This window comes from Flavobacterium koreense (assembly GCF_054776075.1).
This window is the reverse complement of sequence record NZ_BAAHCF010000008.1, coordinates 68,720-91,895: the sequence shown is the minus strand read 5'-3', so window position 1 is coordinate 91,895 and position 23,176 is coordinate 68,720. Positions and strand designations below refer to the sequence as shown.

Sequence of the window (23,176 nt, the reverse complement as noted above, 5' to 3'; positions counted from 1 at the left end):
ATTTTAATGGATGTAACCTTTGAAATCTTTGTGTTCTTCTTTTAGTAATTCTTCCGATGATAAAGATTTGAAATAATCATACGTTAATTTCATACCTTCTTCTCTGTTTACTTTAGCTTCCCAACCTAGAATTTCTCTAGCTTTAGTAGTGTCTGGTTGACGTTGTAGAGGATCGTTTATTGGTAATGGATGATAAACAACTTTTTGTTCAGTTCCAGTTAGTTTAATAATCTCATCAGCAAAATCTTTAATTGTGATTTCATCTGGATTACCAATATTCACAGGATAAATATAATCTGAATGTAATAGTCTGAAAATTCCTTCAACTTGGTCGGTAACATAGCAAAAAGATCGTGTTTGACTTCCGTCACCAAAAATAGTTAAATCTTCACCACGTAAAGCTTGTCCGATAAAAGCTGGAATTACACGTCCATCGTTTAGTCGCATTCTTGGTCCATAAGTGTTAAAAATTCTAACTATTCTTGTTTCCACACCATGAAAAGTATGGTAAGCCATTGTTATTGATTCCTGAAAACGTTTCGCTTCATCATAAACACCTCTTGGACCAATGGTGTTTACATTTCCATAATATTCTTCTGTTTGTGGATGAACTAAAGGATCTCCATATATCTCTGAAGTAGATGCAATAAGAATTCTAGCTTTTTTTACTCTCGCTAATCCTAAAAGATTATGAGTTCCTAAAGATCCAACTTTAAGTGTTTGAATAGGAATTTTTAAGTAATCAATTGGTGATGCAGGAGATGCAAAATGAAGAATATAATCTAGTTTTCCAGGAACATGAACGAATTTAGTTACATCGTGATGGTAAAATTCAAAGTTTTCAAGTTTGAATAAATGTTCAATGTTTTTTAAATCTCCTGTAATCAGGTTATCCATTCCGATAACAAAGTATCCTTCTTTGATAAAACGATCACAAAGATGTGATCCTAAAAAACCTGCCGCTCCTGTTATTAATATTCTTTTCATAATTTTGTTTCTATATTAATTGATTCTTTGGGGCTTATTGAATTGAAAATACAAAATAATAATGTAAAAAATACAACGCCTCTTTGCCTGCAAAGAAAAGATTCTGTCAAAAATAAACTTATCATTAGAACTGCAAAAGAAAAATGCATAAAATCTTTGTTATTTATTGCTTTTTTTAATATTTGAAACAGCATAATGACTAAAAGTAGCCATCCAACCACGCCAATTTCGGCAAAATTCTGGATGTATTGATTGTGAAAGTTAAATCTTCCGTATCCATTATGTAGATTATATTTCTTTTCTTTTTCTAATAATTTAATTTCGGAAGCATTTAAACCAAATCCTTTAAGGAAAATTGATTCTTCTTTTAAAAGTTCCAAAAACATTCTTGCTTGATAAACTCTTAAAGCAGTTCCTGGAAAGTAATCATTTGGAGAAAATTTTTCATTGTTCCATGCTTCATAGATACTAACGTTGTGCACACCATTCTCAAAAGTTGCTGAAACATTTGTGCTTATACTATTTGGTGCATTATTTCTAAACTCCTCTTGAAAACGTTGTTTAATTTTGCCAAAAGACAGTCCAATCACAATAATCCCTCCAAAAATTATAAGATTTCTTAGTCTCATTTTGTTAGATGCTTTTGAATAGTAGAAAAAGTAAACTAAAATTAAAACAACAACAACTAGAATTATATTTTTGGAAGAAAGTAAAATAATAAATCCTGCGAGAAGTAATGAGAGTGCAATATCAATTTTAGATTTAATTTCTTTTGTGAAAAAATAAAAAAAAGCTAATGCAACAAAAACTGAAACATGAATTGCATTTAATAGATTAGGTACTAATCCATAATCATCATTGTTTTCTCCATGGTAGAAAAAGCTCCGTGTGTCTTGACTTATTAAATATCTAAATATTGCTCTTAAAAGGAAAAAAACTACAATCAATACCATTGAAAAGCTATAATATTTCAAAAGTTTTTCTTTTTCTGTTTTGGAAATTTGTACTTTCATGAACACCAATGGAAGTAGAAGTAAAGTAATTCCTTTTGGAATAGCTTTTAACGTTTCATGTTTATCAATACTCCAAAAATAGGATACAGACATCCACAAAAACAATACTATTGGAAAGAAAAAAAGTAGATTTATATTAAAATTGGTCTTATTGAAATTTATAAGAACCGATAAAATTAATAGTATTAATGCAATATTGTTTAAGGCTAATGAAAATGGAATAGTAACAAGTAATACTAAGGTGAAAATAAAAGAACTATTATTATTGCTTTCTTGTTTTATGTCTTGAATAACACTCTTCAAAAAGTTGTAAATATTGACCATTTATTTTCTCCCAATTAAAATCTTTAATTATAGCTTGATAGTTATTTTGAACTTTCTGCAAGTTATCAATTTTTTTGACAGATTCTAAAATATTTTTTACTTCAGAAGGATTAGAAAAATAGATTCCATTTTCTTTCAAAATCCCTTTATTGAAATCATTATTGTGGGCAATAACTAATGATTGCGAAGCCATAGCTTCTAAAAGTGATGGATTGGTTCCGCCAACAGAATGACCATGAAAATATAATTTTGAAAAATAACGAAGATTATTTAAATGCTCAAGATTATAAATTCCTCCTAGAAATCTAATATTATCATGACTTTTAAATTTATTTTTTAGGTATTCACCATATTTTGTTTCGTGTTTTCCTATGACTAAAATTGGTGTTTTATCGTTGGATTGAGCAACACCTTCGAGAACCATATCAAGATTGTTTTCTGGTTCAAAACGTGCCATAATCATGTTGAAATTTTGTTTTTCAACATTATATTCTTTTAGAAAATCTTCATTAGGTGAATCAAACGGATAAGCTCCATAGGCAATGTAGGTTGATTCTTTTTTGTATTTTTCTTTTAAAAATTTTTCAATTCCAATAGAATCTGAAACTAAATAATCACTTGAATTTGCTGCAAGTCTTTCGGCAAATTTTAAAAATTGTTGAACCGGTTTAGAATACTTAGTCCTTTTCCACTCTAAACCGTCCATATTTGTAATAATGATTGGCTTTTTTGGAAGAAGAAAAAACCAAATTGAATTACTGGTATAACCTAATTGAAGGATAATATCAAAATCTCTTTTGCGAGAATCCATGATGCAATTGTAGTCATAAATAAACTGCCCAAACGTTCCAAATTTATGTTCTGGATCATTTTGGTGAATGATATTTACTCCATGAAAAGTTTTTTCTTGAAACTTGTGATTATGCGAGTTATAGCAATATACTTCATGTCCTTTTTCTACAAGATAAACCGAAAAAAATTCAGCAAATTGTTCAAAACCTCCGTAATGATTTGGAATTCCACGAGTTCCGAGAATGGCAATTTTCATGAAGTGATTTCTTTTTCTGAGAGCAAAAATAGGGAATTTTGTTGTTTTAAAAAATTATAAAAACTAATGTTTTAATATTAATTCATATCCTTTCAAGGTTTCTTGTGCGGTTTTTTCCCAAATATAATCAGTGAGTATTTTTTCCTTTAGTTTTGGATTGAATGTTGAATTGTAAGCTTTATCAATTGCTCTTTTAATCGAATCTACATCATCTGGTTCACAATAAAATGCATAATCTTCAAAATAGTCATAGGTGTCTCCTTTTTTGGTAACAACTATATTGCATCCCATTGCGGCAGCTTCTAAAGATGATAATCCTGGTGTTTCCATCCAACTTGCTAATACATGTACTCTAGCAACTTTGTATAAATCTCGTAAATCATCATGTGAAATTGCACCTAAAAAAGTTACGTTGTCTCCAGCTTCTTCATGAACTTGTTCAACATATTTTTTTTGATTTTGTGATTCTTTACCTACTAGAACTAACTTATAATTAGTTCCTTTCACTGCTTTTACTAAATTTAATGTTGATTTCCTTCCTTCTATTCTGGCCGCACAAAGTATACAATCTTTGAATTCTGAATATTTATTTGGCTTTTCAGTATCGCTATCTGTAAAAACCGATTTATCAATTGCATTTGGAATTGAAACAAAATTATAGTTTTTAAGATTAAATTCAGTTGCAACTCTGTTCATTTCGGAAACTGAATTAGGTAAAAAAACAGAAGTGTTATCAACAATCTCTTTCATTAAGCCATAATATCCTTTATAAATCATTTTGAAAACTCCTTTGTGAAAACGTTTTTCAAAATAGTGTTTTATTAATGTTTTTAAATAATTTATCTGATATGGAGAGAGAAAATTGGCTACCTTTTGAAAAATTCCACCACGTGCTTTCCTTTCAAATTCGGTATAAAGACCATAAATTGTTGATAAAGCAATTTTTTTATTTTGCTTTTTGGCATTTACCATTTGACGATAAATGTCTTGAGGCTCCATTAAGTTAAATAGATGAACTAAATCATAATCTTTTAAGTCTGGTTCAAATTCTAATGAAACATCAACGGTTACACCAAGTTTTTCAAGAAATTCCTTCGTTTTTAACATTTGAACCATGTCGCCACCTGGAGCATCAAATAAATTGGTTCGAGATTGAAAAAGCACTTTCATTTTAGCAAATTAAGAGTTGCAAATATAGTTTTTATTAGTAGTTTTACACTTCTTAAAATTAGGATTATTCTAATAATGAAAAAAATACTATTCCTATTTGGAACTCGACCAGAGGCTATAAAAATGGCTCCGCTAATTCAATGTTTTTCTAATGATGAATTATTTGATGTAAAAGTTGCTGTTACAGCTCAACATAGAGAAATGTTAGATCAAGTTTTACATTTTTTTAATATTAATGTTGATTATGATTTGAACATCATGAAGCCTAATCAAACTCTTCATCAGTTAACTGCCGATTTGATTTCGCGTATTACAGATGAAATTTTATTAAAAGAGCATTTTGATTATGTTTTTGTTCAAGGCGATACTACAACAGTTTTAGCATCGTCAATTGCTGCTTTTTATCAGAAAATTAAAATTGTACACATCGAGGCCGGATTAAGAAGTAATGATATGCACTCGCCGTTTCCAGAAGAAATGAATAGGGTTTTGACTTCAAACTTAGCATCTTTTCACTTTTGCCCTACTGAAAATTCTAAAGAAAGTTTAATAAAAGAGAATATCAATAAAAATGTTTTCGTTGTTGGGAATACCGTTATAGACGCTTTGCTTTTAGGATTAGAAAAAGTAAAAATGATAGAAAATCAATTTGTTGAAAAGTATAATTTTATAGATTTTTCAAAAAAGATACTATTAGTTACGTGCCATCGAAGAGAAAATTTTGGAGAACCATTTGAAGATATTTGTGATGCTTTACTTGAAATTTCTTCAACGTATTCAGAAAGTGTTGAAATTGTATATCCTGTTCACCTTAACCCTAATGTTAAGGATATTGCTTATAAAAAACTAATTGCTAAAAACATAAAATTAATCTCACCTCTTGATTATCCTGATCTTATTTGGATGATGAGTAAAAGTAATATAATACTAACCGATTCTGGTGGTATTCAAGAAGAAGCTCCAAGTTTAGGGAAACCTGTTTTGGTTTTAAGATACGTTACAGAAAGAATGGAAGGTGTTGATGCAGGAACAGCAATTTTAGTAGGTTCAGACAAAGAGAAAATTGTTTCAGAAACAAAGAAATTATTAGAAAACAACGACTATTATAATTCCATTTCAAAAGCAACAAATCCTTATGGTGATGGAACTACTAGTGAGAAGATAAAGCAGGCTTTGTTGATGAATTAATTTTATCTTTAAAAAACAATAATGCTCCAAGAATAAAAACAATTATATCTCTAGAATTGTATATTCCTGTAATGGTTAGTGTTGTAAAAAAATATAAAATTCCAATTGAAGAGATAAAAGCCGTTGCGTAATTAGAGTTCTTATATATTACTTTATATAAAGAAATTAAAAAACTTAAATAAATTATTAAACCAATAATTCCGGTTTTATAAAAGACATAGGCAAATCCGTTGTGAAGCTCAGAAATAAATTTCATTCCTTTATTTTCACCTGTAAGTGGTGCTTCAAACTTTAGATTGACTAAAGAACCATAACCTGTTCCGAAAACAAAACTACTTGGATATTCTGTCATTAGATCGAAAGCTCTTTTTGCTTCATATCCACGCCAGTGATCCCATAATTCTTTATGGTTTTCTCTATCTATTCTTGTTTTAAAAATTTCTTCGGGAGCAATTTTTACTTTAAATAAAAATGCTTCTAATCCTGGTTTGCCTCTGTCTATTTTTATACTATGTAAAAAAACATAAAATCCAATAATGGCTAATAAAAATATTCCCATTACTTTTAATCCTTTCGTCGTTATTTTAGTATATCCATTGATTGATAATAAAAGTAATATTGCCAAAACCATCATTGTTCTAGATAAGTACAAAATACACGATAATAAAAGAACCCAAAAGACTATTCTATAATTTAATTTATTATCAAATAAGTTGTCTTTTGTTAGTTTTTTGTAAAACGATAAAAAGAAAAAAGAAAACAATTCTAAGTAATTATCTTTCCCATATTCTCTTATTTCTGCAACTGTATTGGTTTTACTAAAACCAAAAACAATAATAAAATGAATTATTGCAGAAATAAATCCAACTAAAACAATTGTTTTAGTAAATGTCTTTAAATTATCAATCTTCTTGTAAAACAAATATCCAATAAGTAAACCTGTTATTGGTTTTAAAAAATGTGAAATGTCTTTTATTATGTTAAACATTCCAAAATTATTGATAATTGCTCCTATAAATCCAATAAAAAAAAGAAGAAAAAGTGGTGTAATAATTTTATAAAACTCAATATTTACTTTTATTTTTTCATAAAAGAAAAATAGTGCCAATAAAAATAATTGAAAAATTATATTTAACTTAAATGATGGCAAGTACAATTGCAATAAAATTACAATTACAAACAAGCCGCTATAAAATTTAGTGGAATTTATTTTCATTTAGGTTTTTTGAGAATTCAAAATTAATCTAAATTCAGAGATGATTTTATTTTTTTTACTAACTTATTTATTTTCAAAGCCGTCATCACCTTTAGTTTTTCTAAACCATTAAAGTGTTTGGAAATATATAATTCATAGCCTTTGATTAGCATTGGGTTTTTTGATTTTGTGAAGCCTACAAAATGAATATAACTATAGTTTGGTAAAAACACTCTTAAGCGTCCTTTATTTGCAATCTTTTTACAAAAATCTACATCTTCTACGTACATAAAATAATCTTCATCAAAACCGTTTATTTCATCGTAAAGGGTTTTGGTTAGTAATAAGAAAGAGCCTCCAAGCCAATCTACATTATAACTTGATTTTGAAAAATTTCCATTAACAAATTCATCATCTATTTGGAGAAGTTTCTTCATTAGAAACATATTGTTGAAATTAGGAAACACGCCTGCAGCAGGAATGTATTTTTTTTCCTTATTCAACATGTTTATGCCAATTACACCAATATTTGCATTGCTTTTTATGTGATTTAAAACTGGTAATAAATTGTCTAAAACAATTGTATCATTATTAATTAATAATAAAAATTCGCCTTTAGCATATTTGACCGCTTCGTTGTTTCCTTTACCGAAACCATGATTTACTTTTGACTCAATTAAAATTACTTGAGGATAATTTTCTTTTATAAATAAGCAGCTGTTATCTGAAGAATTATTATCAAGAACAATTATTTCAAATGAAATTCCTTCAAGTTTATTGTATAACGAATCAAGGCAATCTTTAAAATAAATTTGCCCATTATAATTAACTATTATAACTGATAACTCAACTTTCATTTAAAAAAAGGTAAAAAATCCTAATTTCTTTTTAATGTAAATATTACAAATTAGATTCATTAAGACGGTTGAACAAGTACTTGCAATTGCGGCTCCTACTATATTATACTTTGGTATTAAAATGTAGCAAAGTAGAATATTTATTACTAAACAAATCAAATTTATTCTTAAAAGTGTGTTTTGATTGTTTGACATGTTCAAAATTTGATCAACGTTTCCTGATATTGCACTAAAAAACGATGATAAAATTATTATTGTCAAAACGGTTGATCCTTCTTGATAATTACTTCCTAAAATTGCCAATAAATCTTTGTTGAAAACTAATAAAAATAAAACTATTGGTAACGTTATAATTGCTGTAAAGTATGTTGATTGATGAATTATTTTTTTAAGTTCAGCTATTTTATTTTTGTGAAAGAGTTCAGCAATTTTTGGACCAATAATAACATTTACAGATGCTAGAACAAGTAAAACTAAAAGTCCAATTTTATATGATGCATTATAAATTCCAACACTTTTTGATGTTGACATTATTCCTAACATAAAAACATTTGTTGTATTCAATAGAAGTAATAATAATCCACTTGTCATCATTGGTAAAGCGTTTTTGATAATCTCTTTATATGAAATAACATTACTTATAATTTTAAATGGCTTGTATATGTATATAATTTCTATTAAAAAAGTTATTAAAAAAGACAAGCCATAAAGCAAGGTGACATTTATATTTTGTATTAGAATTTTTTTGCAAATTAGTACTAATAGAATAAAAAAAGTGTTTGGTAAAACAAACATAAATAGCCCAAAGCTGATGAATTTTTTTCTCGCAATAAAAAAGTATAGTATAATTTCATGAAGCAAAAAAGGCAATAAAAAGAGAGCAATATTTTTGAAATCATGTTGTAAGATTTCCTTTGAAAATATATTTAAAGCTATAAATTTTGAAAAAAAGTAAATTACAATAATTGGAATTATTGAAGTAAACAAAATTAGCTTTATGGCTTTGAATAAAATATTTAATTGAGCCGAATAATCATCTGGATTTGTAGTAGCAACATTTATGATTAATACATTTTGAATACCAAGTGTAAAAATCATGGTTAATACTAAAATCGTTGATTGAACAAGCGAAAAATTTCCATAAGTATCTACATTATAAGCATTAGAAACTAAATCTATAATGTAAAAACTTAGCCCCATGCCGAACATTCTAAACAAAAAAGAAATACCTCCTTTTCCCAAAAGGAATTTTATATTTGAAGTATCTAATGGAAGTAGTGTTTTAATGTTCAAGTCTAGGATTTGTTATTATTACTAATTTTGGAAATTATTTCGGCCACTTCATTAGCCCAATTTTCCCAATTTAATTTATTTAAATACAACGCTCTTGATGATTTACTTAAGGCTTTGTACTTTTCTTTATCTTCAATTAGTTGAACTATTGTATTGTAATATTCTTTTGGACTTGCATTAACATCTAAGCAATAACCATTAATACCATCATAAACAGCATTAGGTATTCCTCCAGTATTTGTCGTTATACTTGGGATTCCATAAGCACTTGCTTCGCAAAAAACTATGCCAAAACATTCTGCTTTACTTGGTAAAAACAAAAAGTGTGTTTGTGAAAGTATGGTATTAAAAGTTGCAAAATCTTCTTTATTATTTTTATTCAAAAATGGGTAAACCGTCATTTTAGGATGCGAAACTGGTGGAATACAACCACAAACAATTAAGTTTATATCGTATCCATTTTCTAGTAACATTTCAAAAGTTTTAAATACTACATCGCCTCCTTTTCTTAACCATTCGACTCCTAAAAAAAGTAATGTTATTGGTGTTTTATTAGAAATTTCTTTTTCTAAATATACAATATCTTCATTATTTATATTGGCACCAAATGGAATAACGCTTACATTTTGTTCATCAACACCATAATTTTGAACAATATAATTTGCCGCCCATTTTGAAGGATAAATAAAATAATCTGATTTATCAATTGCTTTTTGTTCTATGTAATTAGACTCTTTACTAGAAAATTTAAATAAATTAGAAAAAACATCATAATAACCATTTAATTGTCCAAAGGAAGAATCTGAAAGGTAAATAATTTTTGCATTAGTTTTTATAAATGCTACTTCTGAAGAAGATGCTGGAGCAAAAATTATATCGTATTTTTTTTTATTAATTCTCTTATTGATGGTTAATGATAAAAGGTAACTTCTAACGATGGAGTTATTGTGATTATAACCTTTATTAAATAAAAAACGAGAAATTTTATTTACAATTCCTATTGATTTTAATAAAAAACCATCGATTGGACCAATAACATCAACGGTTACAAAATTATTTTTCAAGGAGTTATACATACAATAATGAATTCCTGACCATGATCTTTTATCATTTGGATCTGTAGAAGTTAGAAAAGCTATTGTAAGATTTGATTTCACTATTTTTTGATATTACTTTTTAAGTCCTTTTTACTATAATCGTTTAAACTTATTTAACTCTTTTTATAATGTAAATAAATCGCTGTTTTTTGTAGTTTATACTTTTATTTTTACTGATAATATCCTTTATCTATGCTTGAAAGAATTAATAATTATTGTTATCATTGTTTCTTAAAAAAGAAAAAGTTATCTTGCTGAGATAACTTTTTAACCTATTCTATTGTGAAAATTATTTTAATAATTTTTGTAATTCAACACCAACTGGTTCCATTGGATATAGTATTGGATCATAAACAACACCTTCTTTAACAACTGGTGTTAATGTTGATAAATCATAATTTAAAGTCATTTGGTCATTTGGTCCAAAAAATTGAAAAAACAAATTACCTTTTGCTTCCCATTTTTTATCAAAGTAATTGACTAAAAAATTGTTTATTTTTATTTCGCTTTGTTTGTTGTTTTCTCCCATATCAATTCGCAAAAAAGTAAACTTCACATCCTCTGGTAACTCAAAAACAACTTTTTGACTGTTTTCACTTCCTTTTACAGGTGTTCTTACAGAAAATTTGTCATTAAAATTTAATGTTCCATCTTCAGTATAAAATAATTGAAAAGTGTCGTCTGTCTTAACTACCATATCAATTGTAACTTTAACTTTACTCTCAACCACTTGAGGTGTTTCAACTTTTAAATCATCAACAGATTTTTCATTTTTACACGATAAAATTGAAATTGACACCAATACTAATAGGAATTTTACTCTTGCTTTCATTTTTTTATTTTTTGCAAATTTATAATTTTTTTATTTTAAAATCACCTCGTGAAAAATATTTTTCAACAAAGCAATATACTAAAATGAAAAAATAGCGACTTCCCATTTCTTTTATTTTTAATTTTGATTCTCCATATTTTCTATTTGTCCAAGAGTTTGGAACAACAGTATAGCTAAATCCTCTTATAATTGCTTTTAATGGCAATTCTATTGTTAAGTTAAAATGTGGAGAGAGGATTGGTTTTACACCATTAATGACTTCTCTTTTATATAATTTAAATGCATTTGTTGTATCGTTGTATTTTATTCTCATTACAAATCTGATTATAAAATTTGCGATTCTATTAATAATCTTTTTTAACCAAGGATAGTCTATTACTTTTCCACCTTTTATAAATCTACTACCAAAAACACAATCATAATTTCCCTCAATCATTGTGGTGTAATATCGAATTAAATCATAAGGCGAATCAGATAAATCAGCCATCATTACTGCTACACAATCTCCAGAATATCTTTCTAACCCATATCTAACAGCGTATCCAAAGCCATTAGGTCCTGAATTAGTTTCGTATTTTAAAGTTGGATATTTTTGAGCTAACATTTCAAGAACCTTCAATGTTCCATCTTTTGAGTTATCATTAACTACAAATATCTCATGATTAATATTTACTTTAGACAGCGCTTCTTCTATTTGATCAATTGTTTCTGAAATTGATTCTTCTTCATTATAAGCTGGAATTACTATACTTAACTTCATTATTGTTTATTAGTTGTTGCTTCAAATATTTGAGTTAAAATATCATTAATGTTATATTTCCATGTCCAATCTGGATAATGTGTCTTAAACTTTGAAACGTCACTAATCCACCAAATATGATCCCCTATTCTATTTGTTTCAGAATATTCATAATTCATTGGCTTACCTGTAATTTTTTCACACATTTCAATTGCTTCTGCCATAGAACAATTTGAATGTCTTCCACCACCAGCATTATATACTTCACCTTGACGAGGATTTTGATAAAAATGCCAAAACATATTTACTAAATCCCAACTATGAATGTTATCTCGAACTTGTTTTCCTTGGTAACCAAAAACGGTGTATTTGTCGCCTGTTATTGCACATTTCATTAAATAAGAGAGAAAACCGTGGAGTTGTGTACCTGAGTGATTTGGTCCTGTTAAACATCCTCCGCGAAAAACACCTGTATTCATTCCAAAATATTTTCCATATTCTTGCACTAAAACATCAGCAGCAACTTTTGAAGCTCCAAATAGAGAATGTTTCGTTTGATCAATACTCATTGTTTCGTCGATACCATCTTTGAAATAAGAATGAGATTCATCTATTTCCCATCGCTTATCTAATTCAACTAATGGTAAATAATTAGGAGTGTCTCCATATACTTTGTTAGTTGAAGTAAAAATGAAAGTCGCTTCTGGAGCGTGTAAACGAGTCATTTCTAACATGTTTAATGTTCCGTTTGCATTTACGGTGAAGTCTGTTAATGGTTCGCGTGCTGCCCAATCATGACTTGGCTGTGCTGCTGTATGAACTATTAACTTTATATCCGATTTATGTTTAGAAAACAATTTTTCAAGCTCTTCAATATTTCTTATATCAATAGCGTGATGTTCAAAATTTGGCACATCGTTAATTAATTTTCTGGTATTCCATTCGGTAGAGGCATTTTCACCAAAAAAAACTTGGCGCATATTATTATCTACACCAATTATTTTATCAAATTTATCAGCAAAAAAACCAACTGATTCACTACCTATTAAGCCTGATGAGCCTGTGATTATACAAATTTTCATTATTGTTTTATTTTATATTCTTTTACTCTGATCTTTTCTTTAAAATAATGGTCTTTTACTTTAAAACTAAAACTTTTTATTTGATTTGTTGCATCTAAACTATCGTTTTTTAAAACCTTTTCAAAATCATCAGTGCTTTCAATAAAATGAGTAAAGAAAAGACCTGTTTTTAATTGCGCTTTAGAACTTTTAAAATCAATTAATCTATTGTTGCTCGTTTTTATATTTAGCACAACTTCAGGTGCATATTCCATAAAAGACTTTATTTTTCCATTAACTGAATTATACAATTCAACTTCATAAAAACAATTTTCTTTTATTACTAAAGGCGAATTTAATAATAAAGCATACTCATTTTGCAATATTAAACTAATTGGTTTAAAATCACTTTTTCGTTCTAAAAGTAATAACTTTCTTTCTTGGAAAATGAAGGATTCTACTAGTTGATAATTTTTAAACAAAACTAAATGAACTTTTGATTCGTCGAGCAAAGGATAAGTCGCATTGATTGATTTATAATCAAACAAAACAAATTTTGGCGCTTTTGATGAATTGTAATGATTAAAATTTAAATCTTCAAGATATGGAGTATATGCAGTATATGATTGAATTACAGGTCTTGGTAAATAATTAAGTTTATTTTCATATAATAACTGAATGTTCCAAGGAAAAATATCGATAGTGTTATCTTTTACTTTATTTAAAACTGATTGTGGTAATTGATTATTGTTTGGAAATAATTTAAAAGTTGATGTAGGTGTATAACTTGAATAACTATCTATGTATCCTTTTTTACTAGTTTTATCTTTAATACTGACAAAAAGATTTGGTTCATTATTTGCCACAACATAAACAGGAATTACAAAAATCGGTATAAGAAGTAAATTAATTTTATTCTTAAAAGAAAATTCGAAAAAACAACTCAAACCTAATACTAAAAGTGGAAAGAATTTAAAAAATTCCATAATATGAGGTAAATCTGCTCTTAAAAAGGCTTGTTTATATAAAATAAATAGTCCTGAAAGAAATAATACAAAAACAAAAATGTTTTTAAACAATATTCCTTTTTCTATGTACATTTTATAAACAAAAAATATTACTGTGATAATAATCAATAATAATGATGTTGGGTGTAATTTTTCATAATCCTCAGCTCTAAGATACATTATTTCGTTATATCCACTAACCATTTCTAATCCTACTTTAATGTAATTTAAAATTGATACATTTAAAATTTGTGAAAATAGAACTATTAATATGATTGGTGATATCAAATAAAATAGTAATAGAGTGATTTTTTCAAGTTTGAAAAATCCTAAATAAATAAGAGAGAAAACAAATAATAAAAAGCAAACTAGTCCTGTATTAAATTTTATAAAAAATAATAGTACAACAATTAATATTTGGAAAACATAATTTATTAAAGCTACTTTATCTGTATTTTTTTTTATCCAAAAAAGAAGAAAAAAGTAAAATACAAGCGCATTTCCACCACCCAAATAATTTGGTAAAAACAAGACAACTAGAGCAATAAAAACAGCAACTATAATTTTGTTTTTACTTTTTGAAAAATTATCATTAAATAAAAAAAATAAATTTATAGCATAAAATAAATCAAATAACAAGAAATAAATAGCTTTACAATTCCAACCCATTTTTATCGCTAAATATGATAACGGACCATAGGTAAATGCTATATCATTTCCCCAATTCAAATTTTGAAAGTTAGCATAGTTTAAAGTTACAGCCCAAGATGGGTCAAGAGAAGCTCCTTCGGAAACAGGATAAATATCTAATGCCAAAAATGATGGAAACAATAAGTATGCACAAATTAATGAAAATACGAATCCTGTTATTTTTATTTTGTCATTTAATAGTTGTTTTATTTTTTCCATACTATTTTAATATTGATTCCAATTGCTTTTCGTTTTCTTTAATCCAATTATAAATATCTTGAAATGTTGTTTCAACCGATTTTTTAGGTTTCCAACCAATTTCAGATTCAATTTTAGAATTATCTGTTACGAAAATTCTTAAATCGGCAGTTCGTGTTTCAGGAATTTCATCAATTTGAATTGTGTTTCCTGATATTTTTTCACAAATAACGGTCATTTCTTTTAATGATGCACTATTTTCTATTCCGCCACCAACATTGTAAATTTTGCCTTCAAATTTTTCTATATTATGGATTTGTAAATCTACTAAATCTACTAAATCATCAACGTGAAGAATATCACGAACTTGTTTTCCTGTTCCGCCATATCCAATATATTTCAACGATTGATTCCAATAGTGTTTTGCCATCCAGAGAGTTACAACTCCTTGGTCTGTTTTACCCATTTGTCTTGGTCCAGCAATAACACCAAATCTTGTAATTGCAGCTTTTAAACCATAAAAAGCAGCATATTCCTGAATAAATAATTCTGAAGATAATTTTGTTGTTCCATAAAAAGATCGCGCGCCATCTAACGATAATCTTTCGGAAATCCCTTTTGGAGAAATTCCATCACTTTTTTGGTTTTCATTAAATATAAATCGAGTATCGTTTTCAGTAAAAGTTGCTTCTTCTATTATTTCAATAGGATAAACTCTACTTGTAGAAAGAAAAATAAGTTTGGATTTGTATTTTACACAAGCGTTAAAACAATTTATTGAACCGTAAAGATTGTTATTAATCACATATGTAGGATCAGAATCTAAACCAGCTGTAACCGATGGTTCGGCAGATGCTTCAATTAAAACATCAAAATTTCCTATGGCAAGAATATCTTCATTGTTACGAATATCACCGTGAATAAACTCTATACCTTGTTTTTGAAAATCAATTAAATTTAATTCAGAACCTCTTCGCTTCAAATTATCAAAAGCAACAATTTCATATCCAGGGTATTTTTTTTTTAGTTGAATACAAAGCGTTGAACCAACAAATCCTGCTCCACCTGTTATAACTATTTTCATTATTTTTAAATTTAATTTTTATTCAACTAAAAAAGACTGCTATATAAAAGCGAATGTTATCTTATTATTTTTTAAAATTTTTAAGCGCTTTAACCATCTTTAAACTGCAATTTAAATTAGGGTCAACTTTTTTTGATTTATCTTTACTTTTATGAATAAAGGTTTGATTATTTTCATTGTATATCAAATCATTATTTATAACAAAATAATCTAATATTTCCTTGCTATTTATTATGATTTTTTTGTCGTTTTTTTCTATTGTTATACTTTTAATATTGATTTCTTTTTGATGAGGATTTTCACCTAAGTCAAGCCTTAAATTAGTAAAATTTAAATTTTCAGGTAAATAAAAAACAACTTTTTGTTTTGTGAGATTTCCTATTATATTTACTTTTTCCGAATTTCCTTCGGTAAAGTTAAATGTATTATCAATAGTGTAAAATAACTGAAACTGATCGTCGTTTTGAACAACAACATCTAATATTATTTTATTGTTTGTGTTATTATAATTTGGTCTAAAATTAGTGTCTAAAACATAATCTAAAACTTTATATTTAGCGAGTTCTTCACTTTCTTTACTTAATATTTCATTTACATTTGAACTCTCTTTTTTATACTTTTCCCTACTTTCCTCCACTATTTTTTTATCCAATTCTACCTCATCTTCTGGGAAAATATCTTCTTTTGTCTTTATTCGTTCATCACCTCGCCATACAAAACCTCGAAGTTTTCTTGCGTTTTCGGGTAAATCTTTTTCTGGATAAATATCACCATCTACATTATTGAAAAAAGTAATTGTTTCTACTTTACTTTTATCATCCATTATCATATTAATCTTGCTACTAACGTTTTTATTGATTCCTATTAGTTCGTTTTTGTCATTTCGCATGTAATAAACAACCTCTGTATTCTTAATTACATCGACTTCATGAAGCTTATTTTCTAAAAATTTTCCATAAAGATTTAAACCTTTTATCTGGTTAAAACCATCACCAATAGTATCTTTTGAAATAATAAAAGTATTGTTTAACACTTTAAGTGAATCTAGTTTTTCTGTTTTATTATCACCTATCAAATGCATTACATCACCTGTAAGTTGGTTTTCAAAATTCCAAAGAATTGGTTTTCCAATAAGTTGCGTTAAAGCTCTCTTTTGGTCGGAATGAATAGAATCACATTTACCACTTAAATCTGTTTTGAAAAATCTAACGTTTTTTTGTCCTCTCACAATTCGTTCGCCTGTTTTTCCGGTTAAATACAACTTTTTAGCGTGAACAAACATCGAATCGTTTTCAACTTTATAGCGTATTGAAGCGTGCTTAGTCATGTAAACAGAGTCCTTTTGTTTAAAAACTTCGCCATAATGTCCTTTGATGATGGCTTTATTAATGGAATCTGTAATTTTTACATTATTAGTTCCAGAGGCATATTCAATTTTTCTATCGTAATATAAACTGTCTCCTTCTATCAATCTGTCTTTGTATTTTATATACGATTTTTGGAGAAAATGTCCTGTATTGTTCTTGCTGTTATAATGTCCGTTTTCTGTATAAATAAAGGTTTCTTTACTTACAATAGTTGACGGTCCTTTTAAATCGGAATTGCCTTGGGTTGTTTTGTAATCTAAATGATTTGTCTTTATAGTATATTCTGCGTTTTTTAACTCAACAGCAGATAAAAATTGGTATTTTTTTTCCTTTAAATAATAACGTCCTGCTTTACTTTTTAAAGTGTTATTTTTATTTACAATGGTTCCGTTTGAATTAAAATAAGCTTCTTGAGTGTTTCGGTCAAAGTGAATAGTATCGGTTGTCATTGTTGACTCTGGTGAAGTCATAACTACATTTCCTGCTGCAAATGCTTTTTTGATATTTCCATTATACTCGGCATATTTACTGTTTAAATAAAGTGTGTCGCCTTGCACCATTTGAACATCTCCAAATGCTTTTATATAGTTTTCTTTTTGATAATAATAGGCTTTGTTGCAAGTCATTGTTGCTCCATCATGACTAAGTCTCACATTACCTGTTAAAAGTACAGCGTCTGGAACTTCATATTGATTAATGTCTGAGTAATCAGTATGTTCAATAACAATTGTTTTTGCTTTTTGGGCAAATACAAATGCAATGTTCATCATTAGAAAACTCAGTATAAATATCGTCTTTTTCAAAAGTACTGTTTTGTTGGTAAAATTATATTTTATGAATTGATAAACTCCTAAATAAAATTTAAATTTTACATGCTTTTAAACTTTCTTTCCAATCCTTAATTTCAACTTGAAAAAACTTTTTTATTTTAGTTTTATCTAAAACACTATAAGCTGGGCGTTTTGCTGGTGTTGGAAAACTTGTTGTTGGTATAGCGCTTAAATTTATATTGACATTATTTATTTCAAATATTTCCTTAGCAAAATCATACCATGAACATCTTCCTTCGTTTGAGAAGTTATAGATTCCGAAAATATTGCGAGTTTCGGGTTGCGAGTTTTGGGTTTTTATTATAATTGAAATCAAAACTTCGGCTAAATCTACTGCGTTTGTTGGTGTTCCAATTTGGTCATTTACTACTGATAAACTATCTCTTTCGGAAGCTAAACGAAGCATGGTTTTCATGAAGTTATTTGCGAATTGCGAATAAACCCAAGAGGTTCTTATAATGAAATAATTATCAAATGTTTCTTGAATCGCTTTTTCTCCTTGTAATTTTGTCAAACCATAAACTCCTGTTGGATTTGGTGAGTCTTCCTCCTTATAAGCTATTTTGTTAGTGCCATCAAAGACAAAATCAGTAGAAACATGAAGTAAAATAGTGTCATATTCCTTACAAGCCTCAGCCAAGTTTCTTGCGCCAATTATGTTTATTGATTGTGCTTTTTCTAGTTCACTTTCTGCTTTATCAACTGCTGTGTAGGCTGCTGCGTTTATGCAATAGTCTGGTTTGTACTTTACAAAAACAGCTTCACAACTTTCTTTTTTAGTAATATCTAAATCTGAAGAAGAGCAAAAAACAAAATCTATTTCTGGATAATTTCCTGAAATAGATTGTAACGCTTGTCCTAGTTGTCCGTTTGCTCCTGTTACTAAAACTACCATACTTTTTTAGCGTTTTTTAAATTGGGAAGCTGTTGGTCTTTCTCAGATATAATTAGTTCATCAACATCAAATTGCCAATCAATATTGATATCTGAATCGTTATATTTTATTCCGCCTTCGCTTTCTTTGTTATAAAAATTATCACATTTATAAAAGAAGGCGGCTTTTTCACTCAAAACCAAAAATCCATGAGCAAATCCTCTTGGAATAAAAAACTGTTTTTGGTTATCACCTGAAAGTAAAATAGCAATATGCTGTCCAAACGTTTCAGAATCTGGTCTTATGTCTACTGCAACATCAAGTACTTCTCCATTTAAAACTCTTACAAGTTTTGCTTGAGCATGTTCTCCTGTTTGATAATGCAATCCCCTAAGTACTCCTCTCGAAGAATAGGATTGATTATCTTGAACAAAATGTACTTTTTCTCCTGTACCTTTTTCAAAAGTTTGTTCATTAAAGCTTTCCATAAAATAACCTCTTTCGTCATTGATTATTTTTGGTTCTATAATAAAACAACCTTTAAGTTTTGTTTCTGTAAAAATCATGTTCAATAGCAATTTCAATAGCAAAAATCAAAGTCAATTTCTAAAAAATCAAACTTCATTTAAACTTAAATTAATTTTATTCTTCTAATAAACTCATTAAATGTAATCCGTAACCGCTTTTAAGTAATGGTGTTGCAAGTTCTTTTAATTGTTTAGCATCTATAAATCCCATTTTGTATGCCGCTTCTTCTATTGCTCCAATTTTCAATCCTTGGCGTTCTTCAATTACTTGTACAAACTGTCCGGCTTGCATTAATGATTGGAAAGTTCCTGTGTCTAACCACGCGGTTCCTCTATCGAGAATACTAACTTTTAGATTTCCTCTTTTTAAATATTCTTTATTAACATCAGTTATTTCAAGTTCACCTCGATGACTTGGTTTTATATTTGCTGCCACTTCAATAATGGAATTATCATAGAAATAAATTCCAGGAACTGCGTAATTTGATTTTGGTTTTTCCGGTTTTTCTTCTATTGAAAGAACGTTTCCGTCTTTATCAAAATCAACCACTCCATATCGTTCTGGATCATGAACGTGATAAGCATAAATAATTCCTCCATCAGGATTACTATTGGCTTGTAACAATTCGGCTAAGCCTGTTCCGTAGAAAATATTATCTCCAAGAATAAGAGCTGCTTTATCATTTCCTATAAACTCTTTTCCAATAATAAATGCTTCTGCAAGACCGTTTGGATTTTCTTGAACGGCATACTCAAAACGACAACCAAATTTTTTTCCATCGCCTAATAATTGTCTAAATAAAGGCAAATCGTGTGGTGTTGAAATGATAAGTATTTCATTAATTCCTGCCCACATCAAAGTTGAAAGTGGATAGTAAATCATTGGTTTGTCATAAATAGGCATTAACTGTTTGCTTACAGCAAGAGTTAATGGGTGTAATCTAGTTCCTGAGCCACCAGCTAAGATAATTCCTTTCATATATTTAAATTTTATTTATCATTAGTTGAATATGGTATCGCCTTTGTTTATTGATGTTTGTTGCGCAAACTTTATGTTAATGGCGATTTCATAAATTTCTATTTTGTTTTAGTTGATTGATTTTTATAAAAAGCCAGAAATAGAGAAATAAGTACAAATAAAGAAATAAATAGTATAGGTAAAATCAATTTCATCTTTCCATTTGTCCCTTTATTATTTATAATATTTGGAGTTATACTAATGTCTTTTATAAAAGATTCTATTTTTACTAATTGTATTTTTTGAGAAGCAATTTCACTAATAAGATTGTTTTTTAACTCAAACATTGCATTTATCTCGCTGTTTTCGTTATTGTATATTAGATTATTACTCTTGTTGTTGTTAGAAATGTTTTTAGATATTACACTAATAAGCGAATCTATTTGAACGATTTCTTCTTCGTTCTTCTTCATTTTTATTAATATATTCTCCTTATTAATTTTTGAAATCTGATTCATGTAATCATCTGTATTCAAATATTTTAATAAAGGTTTAATAATATCATCTGATTCTATTCTACCGTTTGATGATATAAGTAAAGAATGATATGGATAGTTTTTACTTGTAAGTTCATCTTCAATTACTTTATTAATATCATTGCTTTCTGCAAGTAATTTTATTACTTCAAAGTTTTGAGTGTTTTGAGCATTTGAAGCGATTGCAGTATTGTTGTTTACAAAATTATAAAGATCAACAATTGGTTCAATTTTTATATTTTGAATTTTATCTGAATTGGTAATCCCAATACTTTTAAAAAAAGTCTCGTCTTTTTCAGATAGTCTTGATTTAATCAAATCAATTTTTGAATATAAATAATCAACTCCTCCACTTGGTGCAACAATTATTTGACTATTATAATTTTTATTTGAATCTAAAAAATAACCTAATCCTGCTCCGATTATAAATAATAATCCTAGAATTAAGGCTTTTCTTTTAAAAAACAAAATCAAATTAAAAATTGACATTAAGACAGCGTCATATAATCCACCAATTTTTTTTGAAATATCAGACAAGTCAATCTCTTGATTGTCATTATTTTGAGAATTTGTACTCATAGAAATATGTTATTTTACGTTGAAAATTTGTTCTAATATTTTGATTGTAATCAAATAAGTTGGTTTTACTCCTGTTGTTCCAAGTCCGCCTGAAGCTAATGTACTTCCTGTTTCTAAAGGATTATCTGAAGCATAATAAGCATAACGAACTTTTACATTTGGATTAATGCTTTTTCTAATTTTAGATGCTGATTGAATAGCTTTTTGATAATAAGCACCTTCCATTTCTAGACCAATTACGCTCCAAGTTGACTCGTGGAAAAATTTCAATAAATCTTTATTTTGAAGTGATGTTCCTAAAACAGTAATCATTGGTCCGGCAAAAACAGGAATTCCGTTTCCTTCAAGCATTTCGGCAGTTAATTCATTTTCAAAGAAATAATTATCTGCTGTTCCTTCGTTAATATGAGCGTTTGGAATCATGATGTCGCCTTTTCCGCCTTCTAAAATTCCTGCTTTACCCATAATGGAAACCGATTCTACATTAAGTAAAATTTTCTCTTTTCCGTTTTTGTAAGGTTTCAATAATTCATCAATAGTTTCGTAAGCTTGTTCTCCAAAAGCATAATCCATTACAATAATAACCGGATTATCTTTTCCAACTTTTGCATTTGGAAATGCCGATTTTATCCAATCAATTTTTGAAGTGTCAAATATTTGAACATCAATGTTAGTTCCAGATTGGTCTGGAAGCGAAATCATTCCGTGTTTTAGAGCAAATTCTTCTACTTTATCACGAACATCATGTGCGCCTTGACGACTCAATTCTTCAAAAATATCAAAATCTGATTTTCCTTTGAATTTTGAACCTAAAACATGCGTTGCAAAAATTGAATTCATCACACTGTGCATGTTCGCACTAATAATATGAATTGGTCTTCCTAGTAAATTATTTTCTTTTAAAACTTCTTTGATATTGGTTGCCCAAATTTCACCGTGAATGTGGTGTCCAAGACGTTCTCTCAAAATTGGACTGAAAGTAATTGTTCTTTTGTTATTGTCAACCACTTCTTCAATGGCAAGTTTTCCTAACCAGTAAATTACGTGAAGAAATCTGTCTGGTTTTTCTTTGGTTCCAAAAGAATCATAAATATCTAAAACCTCAACAAACGTTCTTCCCAACACATTTGCTGCGTGAGAAATGGCTTTCTCCTTTTCAATTTGAGTTAGTTTTTTGGTTTGTAAAGCGGCTTGTTCTAATTTTTGCCAATCGCGTGAAATTCTTCCTTCATCATCAATTAAAACTCTGTCTTTAATTTTGTGAGATTCGATGAAAATGAAAGTCAAATGTGTCAAAATATCATAAATGTCTGAACGTCCGCGAGTAATTTCTACATTCATTTGTTCTTCATCAATTCGGTAGCAATTTCTTCTACGTTTTGGTGGAACAATGGCTTGAAAATGTGATTTTGAATACCCTTCATCTGAAGTTAAGTTGATGTAACGGCATTCTTCAATTCCTACTGGAAGTCTTTCTATTACATAAAGTAAACCGTTAAGTTCTACTTTTTCTTCTGCAATACTTCCATAAATTTCTGGTCGAAGCTCTAATAATGCTTCTCTTAAAGTTTCTCCTGAAACACCCATTGGTTTGTAAAAACCTCTGTTAAATAAATGTCTCATGGTAATGTACAATCGTTCGATAGCTGCCGACGATTCTTGCGCTCTTGAGCGCGAAATGTTTTTAATTTCTTTCATTAAATTTTATTTTCTAACCTGCAA

At 28.3% G+C, this 23,176-nt stretch carries 20 protein-coding genes; 1 reads left to right on the top strand and 19 read right to left on the bottom strand.

Features of this window, described 5'->3' with window-relative positions; genetic code table 11:
* Nucleotides 1–3: 3 nt before the first annotated feature.
* The 4 genes from ACYU7A_RS03935 to ACYU7A_RS03920 all read right to left on the bottom strand — a co-directional run bounded on the left by ACYU7A_RS03935 (nucleotide 4) and on the right by ACYU7A_RS03920 (nucleotide 4,542).
* Nucleotides 4–987, bottom strand: a complete 984-nt coding sequence (locus ACYU7A_RS03935) for a UDP-glucuronic acid decarboxylase family protein (protein WP_298305063.1) — start codon at nucleotides 985–987, stop codon at nucleotides 4–6.
* Nucleotides 984–2,303, bottom strand: a complete 1,320-nt coding sequence (locus tag ACYU7A_RS03930; RefSeq protein ID WP_460574281.1) for an O-antigen ligase family protein — start codon at nucleotides 2,301–2,303, stop codon at nucleotides 984–986. The genes ACYU7A_RS03935 and ACYU7A_RS03930 overlap by 4 nt, the downstream gene beginning before the upstream one ends.
* Nucleotides 2,263–3,372, bottom strand: a complete 1,110-nt coding sequence (locus ACYU7A_RS03925; protein WP_460574280.1) for a DUF1972 domain-containing protein — start codon at nucleotides 3,370–3,372, stop codon at nucleotides 2,263–2,265. Before ACYU7A_RS03925 ends, ACYU7A_RS03930 begins: the two co-directional genes overlap by 41 nt.
* Nucleotides 3,373–3,435: 63 nt before the next feature.
* On the bottom strand, nucleotides 3,436–4,542 hold the full coding sequence (locus tag ACYU7A_RS03920; protein WP_460574279.1) for a glycosyltransferase family 4 protein: 1,107 nt from the start codon (nucleotides 4,540–4,542) through the stop codon (nucleotides 3,436–3,438).
* Between the two features lie 75 nt (nucleotides 4,543–4,617).
* Here ACYU7A_RS03920 and wecB point away from each other — a divergent pair, with 75 nt between their 5' ends.
* The gene (wecB, locus tag ACYU7A_RS03915) at nucleotides 4,618–5,730 is read left to right on the top strand and encodes a non-hydrolyzing UDP-N-acetylglucosamine 2-epimerase (RefSeq protein WP_460574278.1); all 1,113 of its coding nucleotides are present in this window, start codon (nucleotides 4,618–4,620) and stop codon (nucleotides 5,728–5,730) included.
* On the opposite strand, the gene ACYU7A_RS03910 is transcribed toward wecB, so the two are convergent.
* The 15 genes from ACYU7A_RS03910 to ACYU7A_RS03840 all read right to left on the bottom strand — a co-directional run bounded on the left by ACYU7A_RS03910 (nucleotide 5,693) and on the right by ACYU7A_RS03840 (nucleotide 23,152).
* Nucleotides 5,693–6,718, bottom strand: a complete 1,026-nt coding sequence (locus ACYU7A_RS03910) for an O-antigen ligase family protein (RefSeq protein ID WP_460574277.1) — start codon at nucleotides 6,716–6,718, stop codon at nucleotides 5,693–5,695. The two genes, wecB and ACYU7A_RS03910, sit on opposite strands and share 38 nt — an antisense overlap.
* A gap of 251 nt (nucleotides 6,719–6,969) precedes the next feature.
* The gene (locus tag ACYU7A_RS03905; protein WP_460574276.1) at nucleotides 6,970–7,782 is read right to left on the bottom strand and encodes a glycosyltransferase family 2 protein; all 813 of its coding nucleotides are present in this window, start codon (nucleotides 7,780–7,782) and stop codon (nucleotides 6,970–6,972) included.
* Nucleotides 7,783–9,075, bottom strand: a complete 1,293-nt coding sequence (locus tag ACYU7A_RS03900) for an oligosaccharide flippase family protein (RefSeq protein WP_460574275.1) — start codon at nucleotides 9,073–9,075, stop codon at nucleotides 7,783–7,785. It abuts the gene before it with no gap.
* A gap of 2 nt (nucleotides 9,076–9,077) precedes the next feature.
* The gene (locus tag ACYU7A_RS03895) at nucleotides 9,078–10,232 is read right to left on the bottom strand and encodes a glycosyltransferase family 4 protein (RefSeq protein ID WP_460574274.1); all 1,155 of its coding nucleotides are present in this window, start codon (nucleotides 10,230–10,232) and stop codon (nucleotides 9,078–9,080) included.
* Between the two features lie 229 nt (nucleotides 10,233–10,461).
* Nucleotides 10,462–11,004 (bottom strand): hypothetical protein, encoded by a 543-nt coding sequence (locus ACYU7A_RS03890; protein ID WP_460574273.1) that lies wholly within the window; start codon nucleotides 11,002–11,004, stop codon nucleotides 10,462–10,464.
* Between the two features lie 19 nt (nucleotides 11,005–11,023).
* Complete coding sequence (locus ACYU7A_RS03885; RefSeq protein ID WP_344815825.1) at nucleotides 11,024–11,764, bottom strand: glycosyltransferase family 2 protein; 741 nt, start codon at nucleotides 11,762–11,764, stop codon at nucleotides 11,024–11,026.
* Nucleotides 11,764–12,825: an NAD-dependent epimerase/dehydratase family protein gene (locus tag ACYU7A_RS03880; RefSeq protein ID WP_460574272.1), complete on the bottom strand. Its 1,062-nt coding sequence runs from the start codon at nucleotides 12,823–12,825 to the stop codon at nucleotides 11,764–11,766. The genes ACYU7A_RS03885 and ACYU7A_RS03880 overlap by 1 nt, the downstream gene beginning before the upstream one ends.
* Complete coding sequence (locus ACYU7A_RS03875) at nucleotides 12,825–14,720, bottom strand: hypothetical protein (RefSeq protein WP_460574271.1); 1,896 nt, start codon at nucleotides 14,718–14,720, stop codon at nucleotides 12,825–12,827. The genes ACYU7A_RS03880 and ACYU7A_RS03875 overlap by 1 nt, the downstream gene beginning before the upstream one ends.
* A gap of 1 nt (nucleotide 14,721) precedes the next feature.
* Nucleotides 14,722–15,783 (bottom strand): NAD-dependent epimerase/dehydratase family protein, encoded by a 1,062-nt coding sequence (locus ACYU7A_RS03870; protein ID WP_344815822.1) that lies wholly within the window; start codon nucleotides 15,781–15,783, stop codon nucleotides 14,722–14,724.
* A gap of 64 nt (nucleotides 15,784–15,847) precedes the next feature.
* Nucleotides 15,848–17,920 (bottom strand): OstA-like protein, encoded by a 2,073-nt coding sequence (locus ACYU7A_RS03865; RefSeq protein WP_460574270.1) that lies wholly within the window; start codon nucleotides 17,918–17,920, stop codon nucleotides 15,848–15,850.
* A 91-nt stretch (nucleotides 17,921–18,011) separates the two neighbouring features.
* Nucleotides 18,012–18,875 (bottom strand): dTDP-4-dehydrorhamnose reductase, encoded by an 864-nt coding sequence (gene rfbD, locus ACYU7A_RS03860; protein ID WP_460574269.1) that lies wholly within the window; start codon nucleotides 18,873–18,875, stop codon nucleotides 18,012–18,014.
* On the bottom strand, nucleotides 18,869–19,420 hold the full coding sequence (rfbC, locus tag ACYU7A_RS03855) for a dTDP-4-dehydrorhamnose 3,5-epimerase (protein WP_460574268.1): 552 nt from the start codon (nucleotides 19,418–19,420) through the stop codon (nucleotides 18,869–18,871). The genes rfbD and rfbC overlap by 7 nt, the downstream gene beginning before the upstream one ends.
* 76 nt (nucleotides 19,421–19,496) lie before the next feature.
* Entirely contained in the window at nucleotides 19,497–20,360 is an 864-nt protein-coding gene (rfbA, locus tag ACYU7A_RS03850; RefSeq protein WP_460574267.1) for a glucose-1-phosphate thymidylyltransferase RfbA, read from the bottom strand.
* Nucleotides 20,361–20,458: 98 nt separating this feature from the next.
* Nucleotides 20,459–21,454 (bottom strand): hypothetical protein, encoded by a 996-nt coding sequence (locus ACYU7A_RS03845; protein WP_460574266.1) that lies wholly within the window; start codon nucleotides 21,452–21,454, stop codon nucleotides 20,459–20,461.
* Between the two features lie 9 nt (nucleotides 21,455–21,463).
* The gene (locus ACYU7A_RS03840) at nucleotides 21,464–23,152 is read right to left on the bottom strand and encodes a DUF6909 family protein (protein ID WP_460574265.1); all 1,689 of its coding nucleotides are present in this window, start codon (nucleotides 23,150–23,152) and stop codon (nucleotides 21,464–21,466) included.
* Nucleotides 23,153–23,176: the final 24 nt, after the last annotated feature.

Bases quoted from the DNA above. Each gene is read 5' to 3' on its own strand.
- ACYU7A_RS03925 (WP_460574280.1), bottom strand. From the start codon at position 3,372: ATGAAAATTGCCATTCTCGGAACTCGTGGAATTCCAAATCATTACGGA.
- ACYU7A_RS03935 (WP_298305063.1), bottom strand. From the start codon at position 987: ATGAAAAGAATATTAATAACAGGAGCGGCAGGTTTTTTAGGATCACAT.
- ACYU7A_RS03910 (WP_460574277.1), bottom strand. From the start codon at position 6,718: ATGTTTAACATAATAAAAGACATTTCACATTTTTTAAAACCAATAACA.
- ACYU7A_RS03870 (WP_344815822.1), bottom strand. From the start codon at position 15,783: ATGAAAATAGTTATAACAGGTGGAGCAGGATTTGTTGGTTCAACGCTT.
- ACYU7A_RS03840 (WP_460574265.1), bottom strand. From the start codon at position 23,152: ATGAAAGAAATTAAAAACATTTCGCGCTCAAGAGCGCAAGAATCGTCG.
- ACYU7A_RS03890 (WP_460574273.1), bottom strand. From the start codon at position 11,004: ATGAAAGCAAGAGTAAAATTCCTATTAGTATTGGTGTCAATTTCAATT.
- rfbA (WP_460574267.1), bottom strand. From the start codon at position 20,360: ATGAAAGGAATTATCTTAGCTGGTGGCTCAGGAACTAGATTACACCCA.
- ACYU7A_RS03845 (WP_460574266.1), bottom strand. From the start codon at position 21,454: ATGAGTACAAATTCTCAAAATAATGACAATCAAGAGATTGACTTGTCT.
- ACYU7A_RS03875 (WP_460574271.1), bottom strand. From the start codon at position 14,720: ATGGAAAAAATAAAACAACTATTAAATGACAAAATAAAAATAACAGGA.
- ACYU7A_RS03920 (WP_460574279.1), bottom strand. From the start codon at position 4,542: ATGAAAGTGCTTTTTCAATCTCGAACCAATTTATTTGATGCTCCAGGT.
- ACYU7A_RS03865 (WP_460574270.1), bottom strand. From the start codon at position 17,920: ATGATGAACATTGCATTTGTATTTGCCCAAAAAGCAAAAACAATTGTT.
- ACYU7A_RS03885 (WP_344815825.1), bottom strand. From the start codon at position 11,764: ATGAAGTTAAGTATAGTAATTCCAGCTTATAATGAAGAAGAATCAATT.
- ACYU7A_RS03905 (WP_460574276.1), bottom strand. From the start codon at position 7,782: ATGAAAGTTGAGTTATCAGTTATAATAGTTAATTATAATGGGCAAATT.
- wecB (WP_460574278.1), top strand. From the start codon at position 4,618: ATGAAAAAAATACTATTCCTATTTGGAACTCGACCAGAGGCTATAAAA.
- rfbD (WP_460574269.1), bottom strand. From the start codon at position 18,875: ATGGTAGTTTTAGTAACAGGAGCAAACGGACAACTAGGACAAGCGTTA.
- rfbC (WP_460574268.1), bottom strand. From the start codon at position 19,420: ATGATTTTTACAGAAACAAAACTTAAAGGTTGTTTTATTATAGAACCA.
- ACYU7A_RS03880 (WP_460574272.1), bottom strand. From the start codon at position 12,825: ATGAAAATTTGTATAATCACAGGCTCATCAGGCTTAATAGGTAGTGAA.